The following is a 17,313-nucleotide window of genomic DNA, read 5'->3' as shown; positions in this document are numbered from 1 at the left end:
CCGCAGCCATGGGTGGCGCAGCCGTGGGGCTGCGCCGAATCGCCTATTCTATGAAACCGGCTTGGCGGGCCGATTGGGTTATGGCTGCGCAATGCGCGGTACGCGCGGATGCGGACAGGTTCTGCAGCTGCAGTTCGATGCCCATGGTCTGCACCTGCAGCTGGCTTGCGAAGTCCATCCGCTCGGGCGGGACGTTCGTCGCTATGTACCGGCTGATCGCCGCCTGGTCGTAGGACAGGCCGCAGAGGGTTTCGCTGGCGATCATGGAGCCGAGGCTGTTTGCCAGCATGATGGCCTGCAGGTCATCCATGGCGGCGGCGGGGCTGGCCGTGATGGCCAGCGACAGGGCGATCAGCTTGCGCATGTCAGTTCGCCGTGGTTTCCACGATGATCTTCTTCCCGCGCGTCAGCAGCACGAAAATGCCAAGGATGATCGCGCCAAAGGCCCAGATGCTGACGATCATGCCTGCGCCGATCACGGTGCCGATGGCTGCGCCTGCGCGTTCTGCATCGGTGGTCAGCGTGGCTGTGCTTTCAGCCGCCCCGTTCATGCCTGCGAAAAAGGCCAAGGCCATCAGCGCATTGAACGCCCAGAAGATGATGAGAAAGATCCAGCCGAACAGCCCGCGCTTGCGGGTTTCGGTCCTGATGATGTTGGACATGAATGCCTCGTCACTGGTTAAGGTCACACGTTTAGGGGTCAGGCAGGCAAAAGCCCGCGCATCGATCCTATCACCGGATAGCGCACTGTCACTTGGGGATTGTCCAGTCGCAGCGGCAGCGCGGCCTGCTGTGGTTCGCCCGGCCAGAGGTAGGGCGGCAGGTAGCGGCAGACGGTCGAGGTGCCGCTGGCCGTGGTTTCATCGGTAAAGGTGACCAGCGTCAATTCGCCGGGTTCTGGCAGGCGGGCGAGGTCCACCACCAGCACATCGCCAGCGGCAAGCTGAAAATCAGGCATCGGGACATTGATGCGATAGGTGGCGGGTGTGTTCGCCGCCGGGCCGAACAGGGCGGCGAGTTCCGGCATCGCGCCCTGTGTGCCGTGCTGCTGCAAGCGATACGGGGTCACGGCCTCTTGCAGGCCAGCCGGTGGCGTGGCGTGGGGCCGGGGTTCCGCGCCCCCGTGCAGAAGCCATTCGAGCGACACCCCGAGTGCGAGTGCAATCGCCTCCAGCGAGTCGAGCCGTGGCTTGATCGTGGTGCCGCTTTGCGCGGCCCTGCGCCAGTTGCGGATCAGGTCGCGCGATCCGCCATGGCTGGCAACCGCCGCCTCGGAAAGGCCAAGTTCGGTGCGGCGCGCGGTGATGCGGTCCAGGATGCCCGGCACGTTCATGGCGCTGATCCTTAGTAACCATTGTTAGTGCGGTAAGAATACCGCCGCCTTTGCCATGCGTGCAGCGGTAAAAAAACCGTTGCATGTGCGGTATGAAAACCGCATAAAGGCGGCATGATGATGCGTGTTTCAGACCTTGTGATGCTATGTGACGCCTTCCGCGATGCCGCGGGCGGGTTGCCGGAAAGCACCCTGTCCCATCGCATGTTTGGTGACAGCAAGCGCCTGACGGTCCTGCGGGGCGGGGTGGCAGATATCACGGTCGGGCGCTTCAACCGCGCCATGATCTGGCTGCGCCAGAACTGGCCGGAGGGCCGTGATCTTCCTGCGCTGCTGGCGGGTTGGCCCGTGTCCGAAGCGGGCGATCAAGTCGATCAGGCGGAGGCGGTGCAATGAGGGGCGGGGCATCTGGTCTGTTCCTTCTGGTGCTGTGCAGGTGCGGTGCCGGTGACCCTGCGCCTGCCGGGCGGATCGGTAAAGGAAACACGGTTGCGGGTGACAACTGCAGCGAGTCCGATGCGGGGGTCTGTCATGCCTGATCGGGTCATTCGCGGCATGTTCGATGCGCTGGTGCGGCGGGCGGGCGGGGTTGATGCCGTGGCGGCTGTGCTGGAGGCGGCAACGGGTGTCGGCCACAAGGGCACGGTCAGCAAGATGTGCGCGGGCCATATCGGGATCACGCTGGAGGCGGTGATCGCGGTCGAGGATTTCGTGGGGGATGCGCCGATCACGCGGCGGATGGCCGAGCGGCTGGGGGCGGAGCGGTTGTGCGCCATCGGGCTGTTCGAGCTGGCCACGCGGTCGGCGGTCAGTGCGGGGGCGGCGCAGGCGGCGCTGTTCGAGGCGTTTGCGGATGGGGTGATCACCACGGCGGAGGCGGCGGATGTCGTCACACGGATGCGCGCGCTGCGCGAGGTGGTGGATCAGATCATCATCCAGAATGAGCGGATCGTGGCGGGCGGGGGTGGAGCATGAGTGCTGCGCCTGTGTGCCATGAGGGATCACCGGCGCGGGGCCTGTGGCCTGCCGTTGCCGGGGCGGTGTGCCCTTGCGGGGTACTTCACGGCGGGGGGCAGCACCTGTCGGGCAAAGCAAGCTGCGGCTGTGGACTCCCCTGCAAGGGTGGCGAGGAAGGTAGGGTCGAAGCCGTGGAACCTGGGGCCGGGGTGGCCCAGAGCGCGGATCGCCGCGCGGCCCCTTTGGAATTTCGATCCGGTGCCACCTCCTCCCGGTGCCGGTATGGCTGCGCCACCTCCTCCCGGTGCGGCCTTGCGGGGCGGCGGTTCGGTCATACAGGCACCGATTACGGTCGGGGGTGCGCAGGCACCGGGGCCGGGCCGTCGCCCCGTTTCCTTTCCGATTTCCGCCGCCTGCGCGACATGCGGTCTGGCGGGATGCCTGCGGGTTGCGGTGCGCGGGTTTCCCTGCGCCGCGGCCGCGCGCCTCAAACTGGCCGGGGGAATGCCCCCGGCCTTTTTTCGCCTGCGGTTGGCGTGGGGAGGCGGTGATGGGTGCGGTGGGGCGTCTGACGCGGGCGCAGGATGAGGTAATGCTGGAGGTGCTGGCACGGTTGCGCCGGGCGGCGGTGGCCGATGTGGCGCGGGCCATGGGGATCACGCCTTCGCGGGTCTATCAGATCCAGTCGGACGTGCTGACCCACGATCTGGGGTTTAGCGGCGAGGCGGCGGCAGTGGTTGCCGCGCATTATCCGCAGGCGCGGGGGCGGTGGTGATGGGCCGCGACTTCGATCTGATGGGCGACCGGGTTTCGGTGGTGACCTACGCGGGCACGGTGCAGGTGCTGTTCCTGACCGATGGCTGGCCGGGTGGTGCGCGCGAGGTGGTGGCGAACCGCTTTGCCAGCCGCGCCACGGCGGCGGAGTTGCGGGCGATTGCGGATCATCTGGACGGGTTGCCGTGGGTGGATGAGGGCGCGGTGGCGGGTGCGGGCGATGTTCGGGAGCGGCCCGCCAAGGGGCCTGTGGCGGGGGTGTCGGCATGACGGGTGCCAGCCAGACCCGCCCCGCGCATGGCGTGGCACGGCATTTGGGCGCGGCCCCTGCTGGCGGGGTTGAGGCGTGGGAGCCGTTCAAGGTCTATGCCGCACGCGAGATCGAGGCCGCGCCGTTCTGGGATCGGGGCGTCTGTTTCAACGCAGGCTGCGGGCGGCGGTTCGAGCCGCGCCGGGATTGGCAGATGTTCTGCTGTGAGGCCTGTGAGCGGGCTTTCGTGGCCGAGGCGCGGTTGTGGGGGCATCGGATGGCCCCGGCGCTGCTGGTGCATCGGATGGGCAAGTGGGAGCGCGAGGATGCGGCGCGGCGCGATCTGGTGCGCGCGGCGCGGCGGTTCGTGACGCAGGCGCAGTCGGGCTGGGTGCAGGTGCGCGCGGCGCGGGATCGGGCGGCAGGGGTGGTGCGGTAATGGTGGTGGCGGAGTTGCGGATCAATACGCGGCCTTTCTGCGATGCGCTGGGGCGGCTGGATGCTCTGGCGCGGGGTGGGGCCTTGCTTCTGTGCGAGGTGGCGCAGGTGATGCGGGCGGTCGAGGATGCCGACGATCTGTCGATCTGGGCTTTCCGGCCGGATGGCACGATGGTGCTGCAGCCTGCGCCGTGGCTGGCCGATCTGATCCGGGCGGCGGAGGTGCGGTGATGGCGTTTCGCGTAATCCGGTTCTCTGAGCCTTTGTTCCGCAAGCTGTGGCTGGACCCTAAGGTGAGTTGCGAGGCGATCCGGGCGCGGTTCGACTGTTCGCAGCATTTCCTTTCAAAGCGGGCGCGGCGCATGGGGCTTCCCAGCCGTGCCGGGTGGCATGTGCAGCCCAAGATCGGCGGGCCAGAGTTTGTGGCGATGTATGAGGCCGGGGTGGCGGTGGCAGACCTGTGCCGGGAATTCGGCTGGTCGCATTCGGGGATCAATGACGCGGTCAAGCGGCTTGGCCTTGCGCCGCGCCCGCATAGCAGCGGGGTGGAGTATTCGCTGACGGTGGAGCGGTATCGCGCAGGCATCCGCATTGGCGGGGAAGAGTTTCGCGCGATGTGGGTGGGCAATGTGCGCGTGGAGTCGATGGCGGAGTATTTCGGCATTGATCCGCAGGCGGTGCGGCGCTTGGCCTATCGCCTTGGGCTGCCCCATCGGCGCAAGGGGCAGCGGGTGCATCTGGATGTCGCGGAATTCAAGGCGGCGCGGGCGCAGGATGAATTGCGTGCGGCCATGGCCCGTTCGGCGGCGGAGACGGCGGCGGCGCTGCGGGCGCGCGGGTTGGTCAATGATCGACCGGGGGGTGCGGCATGAGCGCGGGTGGCGGGGAAAGCTGGGCGGCGCTGCATGCGGCGGGGCTGACGGCGACGGAAGCGGCGCGGCGGCGCGGGCGGCATGTGACGGGCGCCTTTTCCTGGGCCAAGCGCGCCGGGGTGACATGGCCCACGGGTGTGCGGGCAGGCAGGCGCGTCGATTGGGCGGCGCTGCATGCCGAGGGGTTGACCGCGACAGAGGCGGCGGCGCGGGCTGGATGCTGCTGCAGCGCGGCCTATCGTTGGGCGCGCCAGGCCGGTGTGAAATGGCCAGAGCCTGCGCGAAAGTCTGCTGATTGGGCCGCTCTGCATGCGCAGGGCCTGACAGCGCGCGCGGCGGCGGCGGCGATGGGGTGTACTGTTCAAAGGGCCTACCAATGGGCCAGCCGTGCCGAGGTGCGTTGGTCGAAGGATAGGCCTGCAGAGACGGCAGCGGCGGATCGGCAGCAGGCTTTGCGGCTGCGCGCGGCCTTGGATACGCCGCCCCTGCCTGTGCCTGTCCAAGCGCCGAAGCGGGGGCCGCGCCCTACCGCGCCGGGTTTGCCCGTGCCGATGCCAGAGCCGGAGCGGGCGCTTGATCCGCTGGCGCGCGCACGCGCGGCGCGCGCGGCCGAGGTCGCGCGGATCGATGCAATCCTTGCTGATCCGGTCGAACAGCGTTTGCGCGGCGGGCCGTTTTCGGAGCCGAATGCGGATGCCTGCCGCACCCTTTGGGCGGCGGTGTTGCGGGAGCAGCTGGCGTTGGCGGGCGGGTCGGTGGATGCCTACCCGCATGGCGGCCGGACTGAGGCAACGCGGCAGAACGCGCGGGAGCGCGCCGTCGATCAGGCACGGCGCTGGTTCGACACGGCGGATTGCGATCTGGTCTGCCAGTTCGTGGGCCTTGATGCGGATGCGGTGCGCGCGGCGGTGCGGCGCGGGCTGCAGGTGCGGCGACCGGGGGATCGGATGCACGGTCAGCGGGGGAGGGCGGTGGCGTGAGTGATGATGCGCAGGTGATGCTGGACTATGACGATCCGCAGTTCATGCAGGTCGGGAATGTGGTCTGGCATTCAAGCGACGAGGATATGGGGCCGGATGTTGGCATCAGTGTCGGGTTAGGCGATGCGATGCTTTACGCGGGCGAGGTGCCGGGTTTGGCGGGCGGCTGGTCGTTGGTGATCTATCCTGACGGTAGCGAGGAACGGCTTGATATCGCGGAGACGGTTGAACCGGATGAGGCGCGAGCGTTGATCGACCGGCTGGCGGGTGTGATCCGGTCGGCGCAGGCCGAGGCAGATCGAAAGGTCGATCCGGCGCAGGTTGATGCGCTGATCGGCGCTGCGCAGCCGATCATGGCCGAGGCGCTGGCCAGCGAGATTGAGGAAAATGCACGGCTGCGCGCCGATCTGGCGCGGATGGAGCGGGCGCTAGCGACAGCGAAGAAAGCTGCGCAAGATTACTGTTGGCAGCGATTCAAGGGCCGTGCGCCGCTGAACCTATCCAGCCCTGCCGTGTTCACATCGCACGAATGGCAAAAGATCGGGGAGGCAATTGATGCCGCCCTTAGCGAGGTTCCAACATCGTGACCTTGCCGCATCTTTCCCCTGTGCCGGTCGATGATCTGCCGGTCTATCCGATCCCGGCGACCGAACGGCTGGATTCGCATTCCTTCGTCAAGTGGAACCATCAGCGATGGATGGCCAGCCGCACCTTCAAGCTGGCGACATGGGAGGTGCAGGGCATGGCGCGGGCGTTGTTCGACTTTGCCCAGACCGAAAGCCCCATCGGCACCTTGCCCGATGATCTGGATGAATTGGCGGTGATGCTGCGCTGCGATCTGCGCCGGATGCGCGAATTGCGGACGATGGAGATGGGGCCGCTGCGGAACTGGCGGCCCTGCCTGACGGTCGAGGGCGCGCGGCGGCTGTATCACCCGGTGATCCTTGAACAGGTGCAGGACGCGCTGGAGCGGCGCGATCTGCGCGCCCTGTCATCGGAGGCGAAGGCCCGCGCGCAGCGGATCAAGCGGCTGCGCGAGGCGCTGGGGGCCGAGGGGCTGAGTGCGGCGGTGCTGGCCGATGAGGTGCTGATCCAGCGGATGGATGAATGGCTGGAGGCGCATCACAAGGGCAACAGGACCAAGGCCGTCTATCGGTCTGCGATCCTGCATGCCCAGCAGATGAAGTGGTTCGGGGGGCTGCGCGAGACGGTCTAGGCGGTTCTGTTGCCATTCTGTGGAAACACAGAATGGAACTGTTCCGGCACAGAATGGAACTGTTCCACGCAAGAGAAGAGAAGAAAAGAAAAGAGAAGAAAAGACTTACGGACGCGACAGAATTTGACCGGCGGGCGGGATGGCCAGCCGGGATGTGCTTGGGAAAGGGGTGCGAGTGATGAGCGATGTGCAACAGGGCCAAGGGCCTGCCCCTGTGGCGGGTGCCGGTGAGGGCGAAGATGGCGGGGCGCTGGCCGAGGGGCGGCGCGCGGTGCGGGAGTTGCTGATCGACCGGCTGGATCGGGCGGGCATGATCCGGCGCAAGGGTATGACCGAGGCCGAGCATCGCGACTGGCTGGGCAAGATGGTGGACCGGCTGGCCTATATGAGCCGGGCGAACCTTGCCGTGCTGGCCGAAAGCCTGCTGGCTATGGGCGGCGGGCGGGGCCGCAACGAATGGCCCAGCGAGGTGGCGATCCTGACCTTTGCCGAAGGCCTGCAGAAGCGGCCCGCGCATGATCTGCCGCTGGTGCAATCGTGGCTGCGGTCCATCGAAGGGCCTGCCGCGCTGGCAGGCGGGTTCGAGGTTGAGTTGCTGCGCTATCTGCGCAAGTGCCGCCGCCCGCCCATGGCCATGGACATGGCGCGCATCCGGGCCGAGGCAGCGGATAACCGGCGCTGGGTGGCAATGGCCGAGGATCGCGTGGCGCGCGGGGTGGAGCGGCCCGAGGATCGCGGGTTTCTGGAGGCCTATACGCGCGACCGCGACTTTGCGCGCGGGCTGATCGCGGCGGGGCAAGAGCGGCGGGATGAGAAGGGGGCGGCGTGATGGCGGAGATTGTGCCGCTGCGAAAGCTGGAGGTCGAGGTCGAGGCCGATCTGGACGCGGTTTGCCAAGCGGTGTCGCAAAGCGCCTGCGCCTGGGCCGATGCGCTGGAGGCGCAATGCGAGGCCATGGGGATGCCGGATCGGCGCGCGGTGCAGGTGCGCGTGGTGCCATCGGCGGCACTGCTCGATTTGCTGGCATCCGGCGCGGCGTTCCGCGTGGAGTCGGATTTCATCATGGCAGTAAAGGGGCAGGGCTGATGGGCATGGATCGGCTGGAACAGATCATGCGGTCTTTCGGGGGCGAGGCGATGCAGCTGCATGCGCCCGAGGATCGGGCTGTCTTTCGTGCGCAGGCCGGATCGCAGGCCGAGGCGCAGGCGCTGGCTTGGGCTGCCCTGCCCGAGGCGGAGCGGGTGGCGCTGGTCAAGGCGGCGGGCGCGGTGCCCGAGGCCTGCGGCGATGCGATCCCGGTCGCGCCCGCGCGGGGTGCGGTGCGGGTGTTCGACTTCTATGCCTCTTACCCTGATGGCGAGAAGGGCAGCCGGTTGAAGCCTGCCGGGCATCTGGGGCGGCGCAGCATGGAACGGCTGGATGTGTTCGGGCGGATGGAGGCGCAGGGGCGGCGGCGTGGCCGTGGCTTTGCGCTGACGGCCAGTCAGGTGGGGATCGGGCGCATGTATCGGACGCTGGTCGAGGATCGGGACGCGGGCGCGGTGCGCTGCGCCAGTGGCGAGGCGCTGATGGCGGGCGGCAGTCGCGGCGGGACGCGCGAGGGGTTCACCGATCACCGGCTGGCCTTGTCGCGGCGGATCGATGCGATGCAGGCGCGGGTGGAGGCGGGCGCGGCGCTGGTGCCGGTGCGGGGCCGGGGCGCGCCGATCCCGGCGCGGGCGCTGGTCGATGCCGTCTGTCTGGAGGATCGCGACCTTTCGGACGTGTTGCGGGCGCATGGCTGGGCGGTGACGGGCGCGATTGTGACGCGCGCGGTGGGTGCGCTGGCGGCGGCGCTGGACCGGATGATGGGCATCGGTGTTGAGTTACGTTCACTTGACTCAGACAAGGGATTGCGGTCGGTGTCTTGACAGAACCGACATCCGGGCGCATTCCTTACGCCATGATCCAGAACCGCGCCCAGGGCAGACCTGCGGCGCGGTTTCCTTTTGCGGTGTGGGGTGCGGCATGGTGATGAAACTGTGCTGCGCGCCGGGCTGTGACGATCTGGCGGTGGATGGTGGGCCGCGTTGTGCGGACCATCAGGCAGAGCGCGAGGCCAAGGTGGCGGCGGCGCGGGCGCGGGCGAAGGCCGGTGTCGCGGCGCATGGCGGGGATCGGTTCTATCGGTCGGCCCGCTGGAAGGATGAGAGCAAGGCCTATCTCTGCCGCCATCCGAACTGTGCCGAATGCGCGCGGGATGGTCTGGTGGTCGCGGCGCGAGAGGTCGATCACATCGTGCCGCATCGGGGCGATCCGAAACTGTTCTGGAAGCGGTCGAACTGGCAGGGCCTGTGCAAACCCTGCCACAGCCGCAAGACCGCCCGCGAGGTGTGGGGCCACCGGGGGGTATCGAAAAACCCCGCCCCCCCGCCCTGAAACCGGGCGTCATCCAACAGTTTTTGTGCGGGGGAATTTGGGGAAAAAAGCCACGGGGTTTTAGCCTTGGGGGAGGGTAGTGAGAGGGTAGCGAGATGAAGGGGCGGAAGCCGGAACTGCGGAACGTGTTGCCGTTCAAGGGCGAGACGATCAAGCCGGTGCCGGATGCGCCGGAGTGGATGACGGAGAAGGCGCGCGAGGTGTGGGGCGAGTTGGCCGGGCATCTGGTGGCCAAGGATCGGCTGCAGCCGCATTACGAGTACCAGTTCGCGGGCTACTGCGAGAGCGTGGCGAACTTCTACAACGCGACGGCCTGTCTGGCGGTTGATGGTTATTTCTTCGAGACCGAAACCCGCAACGGGCGGCAGCAGAAAAAGGTGGCGATGTGGGCGGTGCAGCAGGAGGCGCTAGGGGCCATGATGCGGCTGTCGGCGCTGTTCGGTCTGTCGCCGGTAGATGAGGCGCGGTTGAAGGTTACGGGGCAGGGCGATCTGTTCCGCGATCTGATGGACCAGTTGAAGAATGGAGCCGATTGATCATCCCGTCAGCCGCTATGCGCTTGACGTGATCGAGGGCAGGCGGGTGGCCGGGGAGTTGGTGCGGCTGGCCTGCCAGCGGCATCTAACCGATCTGGAGACGGGGCGCGACCGGGGGCTGTGGTTCGACTGTCAGGCAGCGTCAATGCTGACGCGGTTTGCGCGGACGCTGCAGCACACGGCCGGGCCGCTGGCGGGCAAGCCGCTGGAGTTGCAGCCGTGGCAGGTGTTCCGCATCGGATCGGTGTTCGGGTGGAAGCGGGCAGACGGGTTGCGGCGGTTCCGCGACACTTACCACCAGGTGGGCAAGAAGAACGGCAAGACGACCGACACGGCGGTGCCGATGCTGTTTTCGCTGGCCTTCGATGGGGAAGGGTCGCCGGAGGCCTATTGCGCGGCGACCACGCGCGATCAGGCGGGCATCCTGTTCAAGGGGTTGAAGCGGATGATCCGGCGGTCGCCGGTGCATTCGCAGCTGTTCAAGACGTGGCAGGGGTCCATCGACTGCCCGAATACGGATGGGGTGATCAAGTGCCTGTCGCGTGATGGCGACAGTTCGGACGGGATCAACCCGCACTTCCTTGCGCGGGATGAGATGCACCGCTGGACGGATCGGGAACTGGCCGAGACGCTGACAGAGTCGATGATCGCGCGGGCGCAGCCGATTGACTGGGTGATCACGACCGCCGGGCATGATCGGGGGTCGATCTGCGGCGAGTTGCGGACCTATGCGGAATCGGTGCTGCGCGGCGATGTGATGGATGATGCGTTCTTTGGCTATGTGGCCGAGCCGCCCAAGGATGCCGATCCGCTGGACCCGCTGGCATGGGAAATGGGGAACCCGAACCTGCGGATTTCCAAGCCGCTGGATCGGATGCAGGCGGCGGCGGATCGGGCGCTTTCCATCGCGGGGCAGATGCCGAACTTCCGCAGGTTTCACTTGAACCTGTGGACGGAAGGGGCCGAGGCATGGATCGGGCGGGACGCTTGGGATGCAAGCCAGATGGCCGAGCGGTTTGCGGTGGAAAAGCTGTTCGGGCGCAAGGCTTGGGTTGCGGTGGACCTGTCCGACAAGGTGGACACGACCGCCATCGTGATCGCCGTGCCAGTGGATGGGCTGATCTATCTGATCAGCTATTCCTTTCTGCCATCCGGGCCGAAGGGGTTTGTTGCACGGGCGCAGGCAGAGAAGCGGGAATACATCGGCTGGCGTGATCAAGGCTGGCTGGAGGTTCACCACGGCGGCACGATTGACGAACTGCAGATCGCCAATCGGCTGGACTGGATCAGGGCCAAGTTCGATCTGCAGGAGGTCGCCTACGATCCCTGGGGGATGCGGTATCTGGCGAAAGAACTGGAGGCGAAGCGGTTTCCGATGGTCGAGCATCGGCAGGGCTTTGCGTCGATGTCGAACCCGATGAAGCGGTTCGAGGAAGAGGTGGCGCGCGGCACGATCCGACACGGGGGTAACCCGGTGCTGGCGTGGCAGGTGGGCAACGTGCATCGCGACGAGGATGCAGCGGGCAACATCAAGCCGAACAAGCGGCGGTCACAGGGTCGGATCGATGCGGCGGTGGCCGCGATCATGGCGGTCGGTCGGGCGGTCGCAAACGAGAATGCACAGAAACGGCGGGCGAGAGAGGTGACAACGGTATGAGGCTTATGGAGCGGATGTTCGGTGGTGCGGCGCTGCGCCGCGCGCCCGTGGCCGCGCCTGCTGTCGCGCGGGCCGAGCCGGTGTTGCGCGCATCGAGCGCGCCGCCTGCGGGGGCGACCGAGGCCGGTTTCAGTTCGCTGATCCTTGGGCAAAGCCGGGTCAAGAGCCTGCCGCCGGTATCGCCCCGCACGGCCGAACGCCATGCCACGGTGTTTGCCTGCGGGAATGTGATCGCCGGGGATCTGATGAAAGTGCCGCTGCTGGTCTGGCAGCGGAACCGGGACGGGACCGAGGCGGCGGTCGAGGGGCATCCGCTGACCTATCTGCTGAACACGGAAGCATCGCCCGGCGTGCCTGCGACGGCCATGCGCTATGCGCTGGTCTATGCCTTTGCGATCCGGGGCCGGTCCTATGCCTATGCGCCGCGCGATGGGGCTGGTGAGCTTGAGCTGGTCGAGGTGCTGCATCCCGATCTGGTGGCCGAGCGGCGCACGGGGCGGGATCGGTTCTATTCCTTCACCGATGGGGCCGAGGTGCAGCGGACGGTGGCGGCGCGGCAGATGGTGCATCTGCGCTATATGGCCGAGGATGGCTGGACCGGGCGCAGCCCGTTGCAGGTGGCGGCGGAGTCGGTCGGGCTGGCGCTGGCGGGGCAGGAAGCGGCGGCGCGGTCGGCGTCCGGGACGCATATGCGGGCCTTCGTCAAGATGGACGACTATTTCGAGGATGAGGAAGCGGCCACGCGCAGCGCGCTGCGCGTGCGGGGTCAGTTGAACGATCCAGACGCGAACGGCATCCCGCTGCTGGAGAAAGGCGAGATCAAGTCGCTGGACCTGTCGGCGGCGGATCAGGAATTGCTGGCCAGCCGCAAGTTCGACCGGGAACAGATCGCGGCGATCTATAGGGTGACCCCATCCAAGCTGCAGATGCTGGAGTTCGGGGTGAAGGCCAACGGTCAGCAGCAAGCCATCGACCACAAGACGGATTGCCTGTTGCACTGGGGCGGGCTGGCGGCGGCGTTCATGGCGCAAACGCTGCTGACGCCTGCGGAGCGGGCGGCGGGGATGACGCTGGTGCATGATTGGGATGCGCTGATGGAGCCGACCATGGTCGAGGCGCATAACGCGATCAAGGTCGCGGTCGGCGGGCCGATCATGACCCCGAATGAGGGGCGGAAGATGCGCGGGCTGCCACCCGTTCCGGGTGGGAATGTGCTGTATCCGCCTGCGAACATGACGGCGGATGCAGGCGCGCTGGCGGGTGCGGGCGATGGGAACGGGGGCAACGAATGAAGCGGGAACGGAACACGGTCGGCGCGCGGCTGGCGGGCGAAGTGATGGCGCTGGACCTGCGCCGGGCGCAGGACTTGCTGGCGCTTGATCAGGGAGATGCCATGGTGGCGGGTCTGCGCAGGCCCGCGATGGCGCTGGAGGCAAACAACGGCCTGCGGGTGGAGCCGGGTGAGCGGTTTGCCGTGCTGCGCGGCGTGGCGGTGGTGCCGGTGCGGGGCATCCTCACCCATGGTTCGGCGCTGTATGAAAGCTGGTTCGGCTGGGCCACCTATTCGGGGATCGAGGACACGGCGGCGCAGCTGGCGGCGGATGCGGATGTCACGGCGGTAATCCTGGACATGAATTCGCCGGGCGGTCTGGTGATCGGCTGTGAGGCGGCGGCGGAGGCGATCCGCAGCTTGCGCGCGGTGAAGCCGGTGCATGCGCTGGTCAATCCGCTTGCCGCCAGCGCGGCCTATCTGATCGCATCGCAGGCCACGTCGATCACGATGACGCCGGGCGCGCTGGTCGGTTCCATCGGCACGATGACGGAAGTGCTGCAGCCTGTGCAGCCCAGCCTGTACGGGGATCAGGCCTTTATCATCACGTCGAGCCATGCGCGGGCGAAGCGGCCCGATCCCACGACCGAGGTCGGGCGGGCGGAATTGCAGCGGTTCGCGGATGAGGCCGAGGCACGGTTCCATCAGGCGGTGTCGCTGGGGCGCGGGATCGCGCTGGAGGAACTGCCTGCGCTGCTGTCGGTGACGGATGATCCGGCGGATGGCGGTGCCAGTTACGAATTCGAGGCGGCGCTGGCGCGGCGGCTGGTGGACGGGCGCGAGACGCGGGCGGCGTTCTATGACCGCATCTTTGCGCAGCATGGGTTGCAGCCGCGCCGTCCAGCCACGGGCGGGCGGGCGGCGCTTGGGGCGCAGGCGGTGGCGGCGGCGGCGAAGGCCATCGCGGCGACCTGACGGGATCACGCAAGAGACGGCGTGTTGAATGAACCGGCGCGGGGGCGCGGCGGGGTGAGTGCGTGCGGCCTTGCGTGATGCGGCCGCCATCAGGAAAGGGTGAAAGATGACGAAGAAAAGCGTGGACGATCTGCGCCGCGACCGCAAAGCGGCGGCTGTGCAGATGGAGGCGGTTGCGGCAAAGATTGCCGAACTGGAGGCGACCGAAGGCGGGGCCGATGCGGCGGCGCTGACGGCAGCCTCGGCGGAGTTCGATGCGGCCAAGGGTCAGTTCGAGGCCTTGAACGCGGCGGTGCAGCGGGCCGAGGCGGTGGAGGCGGCCAAGGCCACGGCGGCGGCGGGCGATCAGGGCAAGCCTGCGGCGGGCGTGACGGTGTATGCGCAGGCAGCGGACCCGGCGATGAAGGGGGTCGATCTGGGCCTGACGGTGATTGCGTTGGCGCAGTCGAAGGGTGACCGCGACAAGGCCGTGACGCTGCTGGAACGTGAAGGGCATTCCGGCCTTGCGGCGACCTTGAACACCGGCACGGAATCGGCGGGCGGCGTCCTGGTGCCGCGCCCGATGGCGGAGACGATGATCGAGTTGCTGCGGGCGCGGGTGGTGGTGCGCAATGCCGGGGCGCGCGTGGTGCCGATGCCTGCGGGCCAGCTGCGCCATGCGCGGCAAAACGGGGCCGCGACGGCGGGCTATTCGGCAGAGAATGCGGCCATCACGCCTTCCGAACCGACCACCGACAAGATCGATCAGACGTTCAAGAAGCTGACGGGTCTGGTGCCGGTGTCGAATTCGCTGTTGCGCTTCACGACCCAGACAGCGTTGCTGGTGCGGGATGATCTGCTGGCTGTGATGGCCCGGCGCGAGGATTTGGCCTTCATCCGGGGTGACGGCAGCGCGAACACGCCCACCGGCATTCGCAGCTGGACGCCCGGGGGCAATATCCAGACGGCGGTGGCGAACACTTTTGCGGCGGTCGATGTCGCGCTGCGCACGCTGGTTTCGCGCGTGGCCGATGGGGATGTGCCGATGGTTCGGCCCGGCTGGATCATGCGGGCAGGCACGCGCGAGTTTCTGGGCAGCCTGCGGGACGCGCTGGGGAACCTTGCCTATCCGTCGATCAATGCGACCGGCACCTTGTTCGGGTATCCGATCTACACGACGAGCCAGATTCCCAACAATCTGGGCGCAGGCACGAACCAGACGGAAGTCTATTTCGCGGACTTCAACGAGGTTATGATCGGGGATGCGTCGGCGTTGACGCTGTCGGTTTCGACCGAGGCGGCCTATGTCCAGGGCGGCAACTGGCGGTCGGCGTTCCAGAACGATGAGACGCTGATGCGCGCCATCAGCGAACACGATCTGGCCCCGGCGCATACGCAGGGCCTTGCCTATCTGACGGGCGTTAACTGGTCGCTGTGACCTGAGCCTTTCGGTTCTGCAGGCCTGCGGGCCTGACGCGATGTGACGGCCCCGCGAGGCGCGCGGGGCCGCGCTTCCCATCCTCAACAGACGAGACAAGACGATGAGCGAGAGCGCGAAAGTGGCGGTGAAGTTCACCGCATCCCATGGTGTCTATGTGCGCGGCGATATCGCCGGGTTCGAGCCTGCCTTTGCGGCGGCGCTGATCAAGGCGGGCGTGGCCACCGACAATCTGGAGGCCGATCTGGGCGGAACGGCGGCGGTGGCCCCGGATGCCGGGCTGGTGACGGCGCTGGCCGAAAAAGATGCCAGGATCGCGGCGCTGGAGGCGCAGCTTGAGGCGGCCCAGAAGGGCGGCAAGGCAGGCAAGACGGATGCCGCCAAGACCGATGCCGGGACGGGTGCGCCGCCCCAGCAGGGCGCGGCGGGCTGATCCGGGACGGGTGACGGATCATGAAGGCGGTGGGTGAAGTTCCAGCGGCAGTGACTGCGGCGGCGTTCAAGCGGGCGGTGCATATCATCGAGGGCGTCACCGATGACGACCCGCTGATCACTGATCTGTTGCGCGCGGCGCAGGATACGGTCGAGGCTGGCACCCGCCGCCCCATGACGCCGCGCGCGGTGCTGATTGAATGGCGGGCGACCAGCTGGGCGCGGTGGTGGTTCCCGGTCGCGCCCGTCGTATCGGTGGCCAGCGTGTCGCTGCAGCAGGGTGATGGCAGTTTCGTGGCGCTGGCGCCCGAGGCGTGGCGGCTGGAGATGGCGGCGGATGAGCCGTCGCTGGTCTTTGCCGATGGGGCCTTGGTTGCGGGCCGGGTGGTGCGGGTGGCGTGTTCGGTGGGCTATGCCGATGGCGCGGGACCGCATCAGTTGCGGCAGGCGACGATCCTGCTGGCGAAGGAGTGGATGGATGCGGGGATCGCGGTTGAGGCGGGGCAGGGCGTTCCGATCAGCTTTGGCGCGCGGGCGCTGATGCGTCAGGTGAAGTATGTGCGGCCTGCCGAGTTCGGGGTGGCCTGAGCCATGGCGACTGTGGGCGGGGTCAAGCTGGATCGGCTGATCGAGGTCTGGCGGCCGTCGGTCGAGGATGACGGGTTTCAGTCGCGGCCCGGCGCGCCCGTGCTGCTGGGCAAGGCCTGGGCGGCGCAGCAGTCGGCGGGATCGGCAGAAGTCGAGGGGATGGGGCAGGATGCCGTGGCGCAGACCTGCCGGTTCATCCTGCGGCAGTCGGGCGTGGGCGGCCAGATCGGGGCGGCGGATGTGATCCGGTTGGGCGGCGTGGAGTGGATCGTGGCGGGCATCCTGCCGGAAAGCCCGATGCGCACGGTGACAGTGCTGGCGCGGGCGAAGGTGGCGGCGTGACGATCAAGATGCGGGTCGAGGGGCTGCGCGAACTGGATGACGCGCTGAAAAGCCTGAGCACCAGAACGGCCAAGACCACGGCGGAGCGGGCGATGCGCAAGGCGCTGCGGCCTGTCGCGGATGCGGCGAAGGCGGCTGCGCCGAGATCGGATGACGGCAAGCACATGGCCGACACGATCACGGTGGCGAAGGTTCTTAAGCCATCCCAAAGGGATGGGGCGGAGCGCCCGACCGATTTCCGGCGCATCATGTATGTCGGTGCGGAATCGCCCCATGCGCATCTGATCGAGTTTGGCACGGTGGAGCGGTTCCACAAGTCGGGCAAGTCAACCGGGGCGATGCCAGCGCATCCGTTCATGCGCCCGGCTTGGGATGGCAATGTGCAGGCGGTGCTGGCATCGCTGACCGAGCATTTGCGGCGCGAGATTGATCGCGCGGTCGCGCGGGCGGCGCGGCGGGCGGCGAAGGCCGGGAAATAGGGATCTGTGATGGAAGAGGTTCTGCGGGCCTTGCTGCGCGCGGCGCTGCCGGGCGTGGCCGTCGATTGGGGCGAGAATGACGCGCGGGCGGCTGTGCCGCGGGTGCGCCTGATGCGGGTCAGCGGCGGGGCGGAATACGCGAATGACGGGCCTGTGGGCCTGCATCGGGCGCGGGTGCAGGTGGATTGTATCGGCGCGACCTATGGCGCGGCCAAGGGGTTGGCGCGGCAGGTGAAGGCCGCTGTCGGCGGCTATCGCGGGGGCATGTTGGCAGGGGTGTTCGTGGATAGCGAGCGCGACCTGTCCGGTGGAACGGCGGCGACTGGCAAGACGCTGGCGGGTGTGGCTGTGGACCTGCGGGTTCATTACAAGGAGTGAT

27 protein-coding genes are annotated in these 17,313 nt (G+C 67.6%); 24 read left to right on the top strand and 3 right to left on the bottom strand.

All coding sequences use genetic code 11. The annotated features are described in order from the left end of the window. Positions 1 to 43 precede the first annotated feature (43 nt). From GU920_RS00240 to GU920_RS00230, 3 genes are read right to left on the bottom strand one after another with little or no spacing between them, the layout of a single operon-like run. A complete protein-coding gene (locus GU920_RS00240; RefSeq protein WP_161764797.1) occupies positions 44 to 364 on the bottom strand; it encodes a signal recognition particle in 321 nt (106 codons plus the stop codon). 1 nt (position 365) lies between these two features. Further along, positions 366 to 662, bottom strand: a complete 297-nt coding sequence (locus tag GU920_RS00235; RefSeq protein ID WP_161764795.1) for a hypothetical protein — start codon at positions 660 to 662, stop codon at positions 366 to 368. 38 nt (positions 663 to 700) lie between these two features. Beyond that, positions 701 to 1,333, bottom strand: a complete 633-nt coding sequence (locus GU920_RS00230; protein WP_161764793.1) for a helix-turn-helix domain-containing protein — start codon at positions 1,331 to 1,333, stop codon at positions 701 to 703. Positions 1,334 to 1,447: 114 nt separating this feature from the next. On the opposite strand from GU920_RS00230, the gene GU920_RS00225 reads away from it, so the two are divergent. The 24 genes from GU920_RS00225 to GU920_RS00110 all read left to right on the top strand — a co-directional run bounded on the left by GU920_RS00225 (position 1,448) and on the right by GU920_RS00110 (position 17,312). Further along, positions 1,448 to 1,729: a hypothetical protein gene (locus tag GU920_RS00225; protein ID WP_201743940.1), complete on the top strand. Its 282-nt coding sequence runs from the start codon at positions 1,448 to 1,450 to the stop codon at positions 1,727 to 1,729. Positions 1,730 to 1,864: 135 nt separating this feature from the next. Beyond that, positions 1,865 to 2,308, top strand: a complete 444-nt coding sequence (locus GU920_RS00220; RefSeq protein ID WP_161764791.1) for a hypothetical protein — start codon at positions 1,865 to 1,867, stop codon at positions 2,306 to 2,308. 532 nt (positions 2,309 to 2,840) lie between these two features. Next, a complete protein-coding gene (locus GU920_RS00215; protein WP_161764789.1) occupies positions 2,841 to 3,065 on the top strand; it encodes a hypothetical protein in 225 nt (74 codons plus the stop codon). Next, on the top strand, positions 3,065 to 3,334 hold the full coding sequence (locus GU920_RS00210) for a hypothetical protein (RefSeq protein ID WP_161764787.1): 270 nt from the start codon (positions 3,065 to 3,067) through the stop codon (positions 3,332 to 3,334). Before GU920_RS00215 ends, GU920_RS00210 begins: the two co-directional genes overlap by 1 nt. After that, positions 3,331 to 3,753, top strand: coding sequence for a hypothetical protein (locus GU920_RS00205; RefSeq protein ID WP_161764785.1), 423 nt, complete (start codon positions 3,331 to 3,333; stop codon positions 3,751 to 3,753). Before GU920_RS00210 ends, GU920_RS00205 begins: the two co-directional genes overlap by 4 nt. After that, on the top strand, positions 3,753 to 3,983 hold the full coding sequence (locus GU920_RS00200) for a hypothetical protein (protein WP_161764783.1): 231 nt from the start codon (positions 3,753 to 3,755) through the stop codon (positions 3,981 to 3,983). The genes GU920_RS00205 and GU920_RS00200 overlap by 1 nt, the downstream gene beginning before the upstream one ends. Continuing rightward, complete coding sequence (locus tag GU920_RS00195; protein WP_161764782.1) at positions 3,983 to 4,624, top strand: hypothetical protein; 642 nt, start codon at positions 3,983 to 3,985, stop codon at positions 4,622 to 4,624. Before GU920_RS00200 ends, GU920_RS00195 begins: the two co-directional genes overlap by 1 nt. Next, on the top strand, positions 4,621 to 5,604 hold the full coding sequence (locus GU920_RS00190; RefSeq protein WP_161764780.1) for a hypothetical protein: 984 nt from the start codon (positions 4,621 to 4,623) through the stop codon (positions 5,602 to 5,604). Before GU920_RS00195 ends, GU920_RS00190 begins: the two co-directional genes overlap by 4 nt. Beyond that, complete coding sequence (locus GU920_RS00185; protein ID WP_161764779.1) at positions 5,601 to 6,191, top strand: hypothetical protein; 591 nt, start codon at positions 5,601 to 5,603, stop codon at positions 6,189 to 6,191. Before GU920_RS00190 ends, GU920_RS00185 begins: the two co-directional genes overlap by 4 nt. 2 nt (positions 6,192 to 6,193) lie before the next feature. Then, positions 6,194 to 6,820 carry a hypothetical protein gene (locus GU920_RS00180; RefSeq protein ID WP_161764778.1) on the top strand — a complete coding sequence of 209 codons (627 nt, stop codon included), beginning with the start codon at positions 6,194 to 6,196 and terminating at the stop codon, positions 6,818 to 6,820. Positions 6,821 to 6,998: 178 nt separating this feature from the next. Next, the gene (locus GU920_RS00175; RefSeq protein ID WP_235932970.1) at positions 6,999 to 7,649 is read left to right on the top strand and encodes a hypothetical protein; all 651 of its coding nucleotides are present in this window, start codon (positions 6,999 to 7,001) and stop codon (positions 7,647 to 7,649) included. Beyond that, entirely contained in the window at positions 7,649 to 7,906 is a 258-nt protein-coding gene (locus GU920_RS00170) for a hypothetical protein (RefSeq protein WP_161764776.1), read from the top strand. The genes GU920_RS00175 and GU920_RS00170 overlap by 1 nt, the downstream gene beginning before the upstream one ends. Further along, positions 7,906 to 8,730 carry a hypothetical protein gene (locus GU920_RS00165; protein ID WP_161764774.1) on the top strand — a complete coding sequence of 275 codons (825 nt, stop codon included), beginning with the start codon at positions 7,906 to 7,908 and terminating at the stop codon, positions 8,728 to 8,730. Before GU920_RS00170 ends, GU920_RS00165 begins: the two co-directional genes overlap by 1 nt. A 97-nt stretch (positions 8,731 to 8,827) precedes the next feature. Then, positions 8,828 to 9,238, top strand: coding sequence for an HNH endonuclease (locus tag GU920_RS00160; protein WP_201743939.1), 411 nt, complete (start codon positions 8,828 to 8,830; stop codon positions 9,236 to 9,238). 95 nt (positions 9,239 to 9,333) lie between these two features. Then, on the top strand, positions 9,334 to 9,774 hold the full coding sequence (locus GU920_RS00155) for a P27 family phage terminase small subunit (RefSeq protein WP_161764772.1): 441 nt from the start codon (positions 9,334 to 9,336) through the stop codon (positions 9,772 to 9,774). Further along, the gene (locus GU920_RS00150) at positions 9,761 to 11,431 is read left to right on the top strand and encodes a terminase large subunit (RefSeq protein ID WP_161764770.1); all 1,671 of its coding nucleotides are present in this window, start codon (positions 9,761 to 9,763) and stop codon (positions 11,429 to 11,431) included. The genes GU920_RS00155 and GU920_RS00150 overlap by 14 nt, the downstream gene beginning before the upstream one ends. After that, complete coding sequence (locus tag GU920_RS00145; protein ID WP_161764768.1) at positions 11,428 to 12,723, top strand: phage portal protein; 1,296 nt, start codon at positions 11,428 to 11,430, stop codon at positions 12,721 to 12,723. The genes GU920_RS00150 and GU920_RS00145 overlap by 4 nt, the downstream gene beginning before the upstream one ends. After that, on the top strand, positions 12,720 to 13,676 hold the full coding sequence (locus GU920_RS00140) for a S49 family peptidase (protein WP_235932969.1): 957 nt from the start codon (positions 12,720 to 12,722) through the stop codon (positions 13,674 to 13,676). The genes GU920_RS00145 and GU920_RS00140 overlap by 4 nt, the downstream gene beginning before the upstream one ends. Positions 13,677 to 13,782: 106 nt before the next feature. Continuing rightward, a complete protein-coding gene (locus GU920_RS00135) occupies positions 13,783 to 15,093 on the top strand; it encodes a phage major capsid protein (RefSeq protein ID WP_161764766.1) in 1,311 nt (436 codons plus the stop codon). A 103-nt stretch (positions 15,094 to 15,196) separates the two neighbouring features. Further along, positions 15,197 to 15,526, top strand: a complete 330-nt coding sequence (locus tag GU920_RS00130; RefSeq protein ID WP_161764764.1) for a hypothetical protein — start codon at positions 15,197 to 15,199, stop codon at positions 15,524 to 15,526. A 20-nt stretch (positions 15,527 to 15,546) separates the two neighbouring features. Continuing rightward, entirely contained in the window at positions 15,547 to 16,113 is a 567-nt protein-coding gene (locus tag GU920_RS00125) for a head-tail connector protein (protein ID WP_161764762.1), read from the top strand. Between the two features lie 3 nt (positions 16,114 to 16,116). Beyond that, positions 16,117 to 16,455, top strand: a complete 339-nt coding sequence (locus GU920_RS00120; protein ID WP_161764760.1) for a hypothetical protein — start codon at positions 16,117 to 16,119, stop codon at positions 16,453 to 16,455. Beyond that, positions 16,452 to 16,934, top strand: coding sequence for an HK97-gp10 family putative phage morphogenesis protein (locus GU920_RS00115; protein WP_161764758.1), 483 nt, complete (start codon positions 16,452 to 16,454; stop codon positions 16,932 to 16,934). The genes GU920_RS00120 and GU920_RS00115 overlap by 4 nt, the downstream gene beginning before the upstream one ends. Before the next feature lie 9 nt (positions 16,935 to 16,943). Then, complete coding sequence (locus GU920_RS00110) at positions 16,944 to 17,312, top strand: DUF3168 domain-containing protein (protein ID WP_161764756.1); 369 nt, start codon at positions 16,944 to 16,946, stop codon at positions 17,310 to 17,312. Position 17,313: the final 1 nt, after the last annotated feature.

It is taken from the genome of Paragemmobacter ruber, from assembly GCF_009908315.1.
In the GTDB taxonomy this organism is placed as follows: domain Bacteria; phylum Pseudomonadota; class Alphaproteobacteria; order Rhodobacterales; family Rhodobacteraceae; genus Paragemmobacter; species Paragemmobacter ruber.
The sequence above is the reverse complement of the archived record's forward strand: the minus strand, read 5'-3'. Positions and strand labels throughout refer to the sequence as shown.

What these genes read in the sequence shown, in the direction of transcription:
- GU920_RS00240 (WP_161764797.1), bottom strand. Translation starts at nt 364, where the DNA reads ATGCGCAAGCTGATCGCCCTGTCGCTGGCCATCACGGCCAGCCCCGCC.
- GU920_RS00235 (WP_161764795.1), bottom strand. Translation starts at nt 662, where the DNA reads ATGTCCAACATCATCAGGACCGAAACCCGCAAGCGCGGGCTGTTCGGC.
- GU920_RS00230 (WP_161764793.1), bottom strand. Translation starts at nt 1,333, where the DNA reads ATGAACGTGCCGGGCATCCTGGACCGCATCACCGCGCGCCGCACCGAA.
- GU920_RS00225 (WP_201743940.1), top strand. Translation starts at nt 1,448, where the DNA reads ATGATGATGCGTGTTTCAGACCTTGTGATGCTATGTGACGCCTTCCGC.
- GU920_RS00220 (WP_161764791.1), top strand. Translation starts at nt 1,865, where the DNA reads ATGCCTGATCGGGTCATTCGCGGCATGTTCGATGCGCTGGTGCGGCGG.
- GU920_RS00215 (WP_161764789.1), top strand. Translation starts at nt 2,841, where the DNA reads ATGGGTGCGGTGGGGCGTCTGACGCGGGCGCAGGATGAGGTAATGCTG.
- GU920_RS00210 (WP_161764787.1), top strand. Translation starts at nt 3,065, where the DNA reads ATGGGCCGCGACTTCGATCTGATGGGCGACCGGGTTTCGGTGGTGACC.
- GU920_RS00205 (WP_161764785.1), top strand. Translation starts at nt 3,331, where the DNA reads ATGACGGGTGCCAGCCAGACCCGCCCCGCGCATGGCGTGGCACGGCAT.
- GU920_RS00200 (WP_161764783.1), top strand. Translation starts at nt 3,753, where the DNA reads ATGGTGGTGGCGGAGTTGCGGATCAATACGCGGCCTTTCTGCGATGCG.
- GU920_RS00195 (WP_161764782.1), top strand. Translation starts at nt 3,983, where the DNA reads ATGGCGTTTCGCGTAATCCGGTTCTCTGAGCCTTTGTTCCGCAAGCTG.
- GU920_RS00190 (WP_161764780.1), top strand. Translation starts at nt 4,621, where the DNA reads ATGAGCGCGGGTGGCGGGGAAAGCTGGGCGGCGCTGCATGCGGCGGGG.
- GU920_RS00175 (WP_235932970.1), top strand. Translation starts at nt 6,999, where the DNA reads ATGAGCGATGTGCAACAGGGCCAAGGGCCTGCCCCTGTGGCGGGTGCC.
- GU920_RS00170 (WP_161764776.1), top strand. Translation starts at nt 7,649, where the DNA reads ATGGCGGAGATTGTGCCGCTGCGAAAGCTGGAGGTCGAGGTCGAGGCC.
- GU920_RS00165 (WP_161764774.1), top strand. Translation starts at nt 7,906, where the DNA reads ATGGGCATGGATCGGCTGGAACAGATCATGCGGTCTTTCGGGGGCGAG.
- GU920_RS00160 (WP_201743939.1), top strand. Translation starts at nt 8,828, where the DNA reads ATGGTGATGAAACTGTGCTGCGCGCCGGGCTGTGACGATCTGGCGGTG.
- GU920_RS00155 (WP_161764772.1), top strand. Translation starts at nt 9,334, where the DNA reads ATGAAGGGGCGGAAGCCGGAACTGCGGAACGTGTTGCCGTTCAAGGGC.
- GU920_RS00150 (WP_161764770.1), top strand. Translation starts at nt 9,761, where the DNA reads ATGGAGCCGATTGATCATCCCGTCAGCCGCTATGCGCTTGACGTGATC.
- GU920_RS00145 (WP_161764768.1), top strand. Translation starts at nt 11,428, where the DNA reads ATGAGGCTTATGGAGCGGATGTTCGGTGGTGCGGCGCTGCGCCGCGCG.
- GU920_RS00140 (WP_235932969.1), top strand. Translation starts at nt 12,720, where the DNA reads ATGAAGCGGGAACGGAACACGGTCGGCGCGCGGCTGGCGGGCGAAGTG.
- GU920_RS00135 (WP_161764766.1), top strand. Translation starts at nt 13,783, where the DNA reads ATGACGAAGAAAAGCGTGGACGATCTGCGCCGCGACCGCAAAGCGGCG.
- GU920_RS00130 (WP_161764764.1), top strand. Translation starts at nt 15,197, where the DNA reads ATGAGCGAGAGCGCGAAAGTGGCGGTGAAGTTCACCGCATCCCATGGT.
- GU920_RS00125 (WP_161764762.1), top strand. Translation starts at nt 15,547, where the DNA reads ATGAAGGCGGTGGGTGAAGTTCCAGCGGCAGTGACTGCGGCGGCGTTC.
- GU920_RS00120 (WP_161764760.1), top strand. Translation starts at nt 16,117, where the DNA reads ATGGCGACTGTGGGCGGGGTCAAGCTGGATCGGCTGATCGAGGTCTGG.
- GU920_RS00110 (WP_161764756.1), top strand. Translation starts at nt 16,944, where the DNA reads ATGGAAGAGGTTCTGCGGGCCTTGCTGCGCGCGGCGCTGCCGGGCGTG.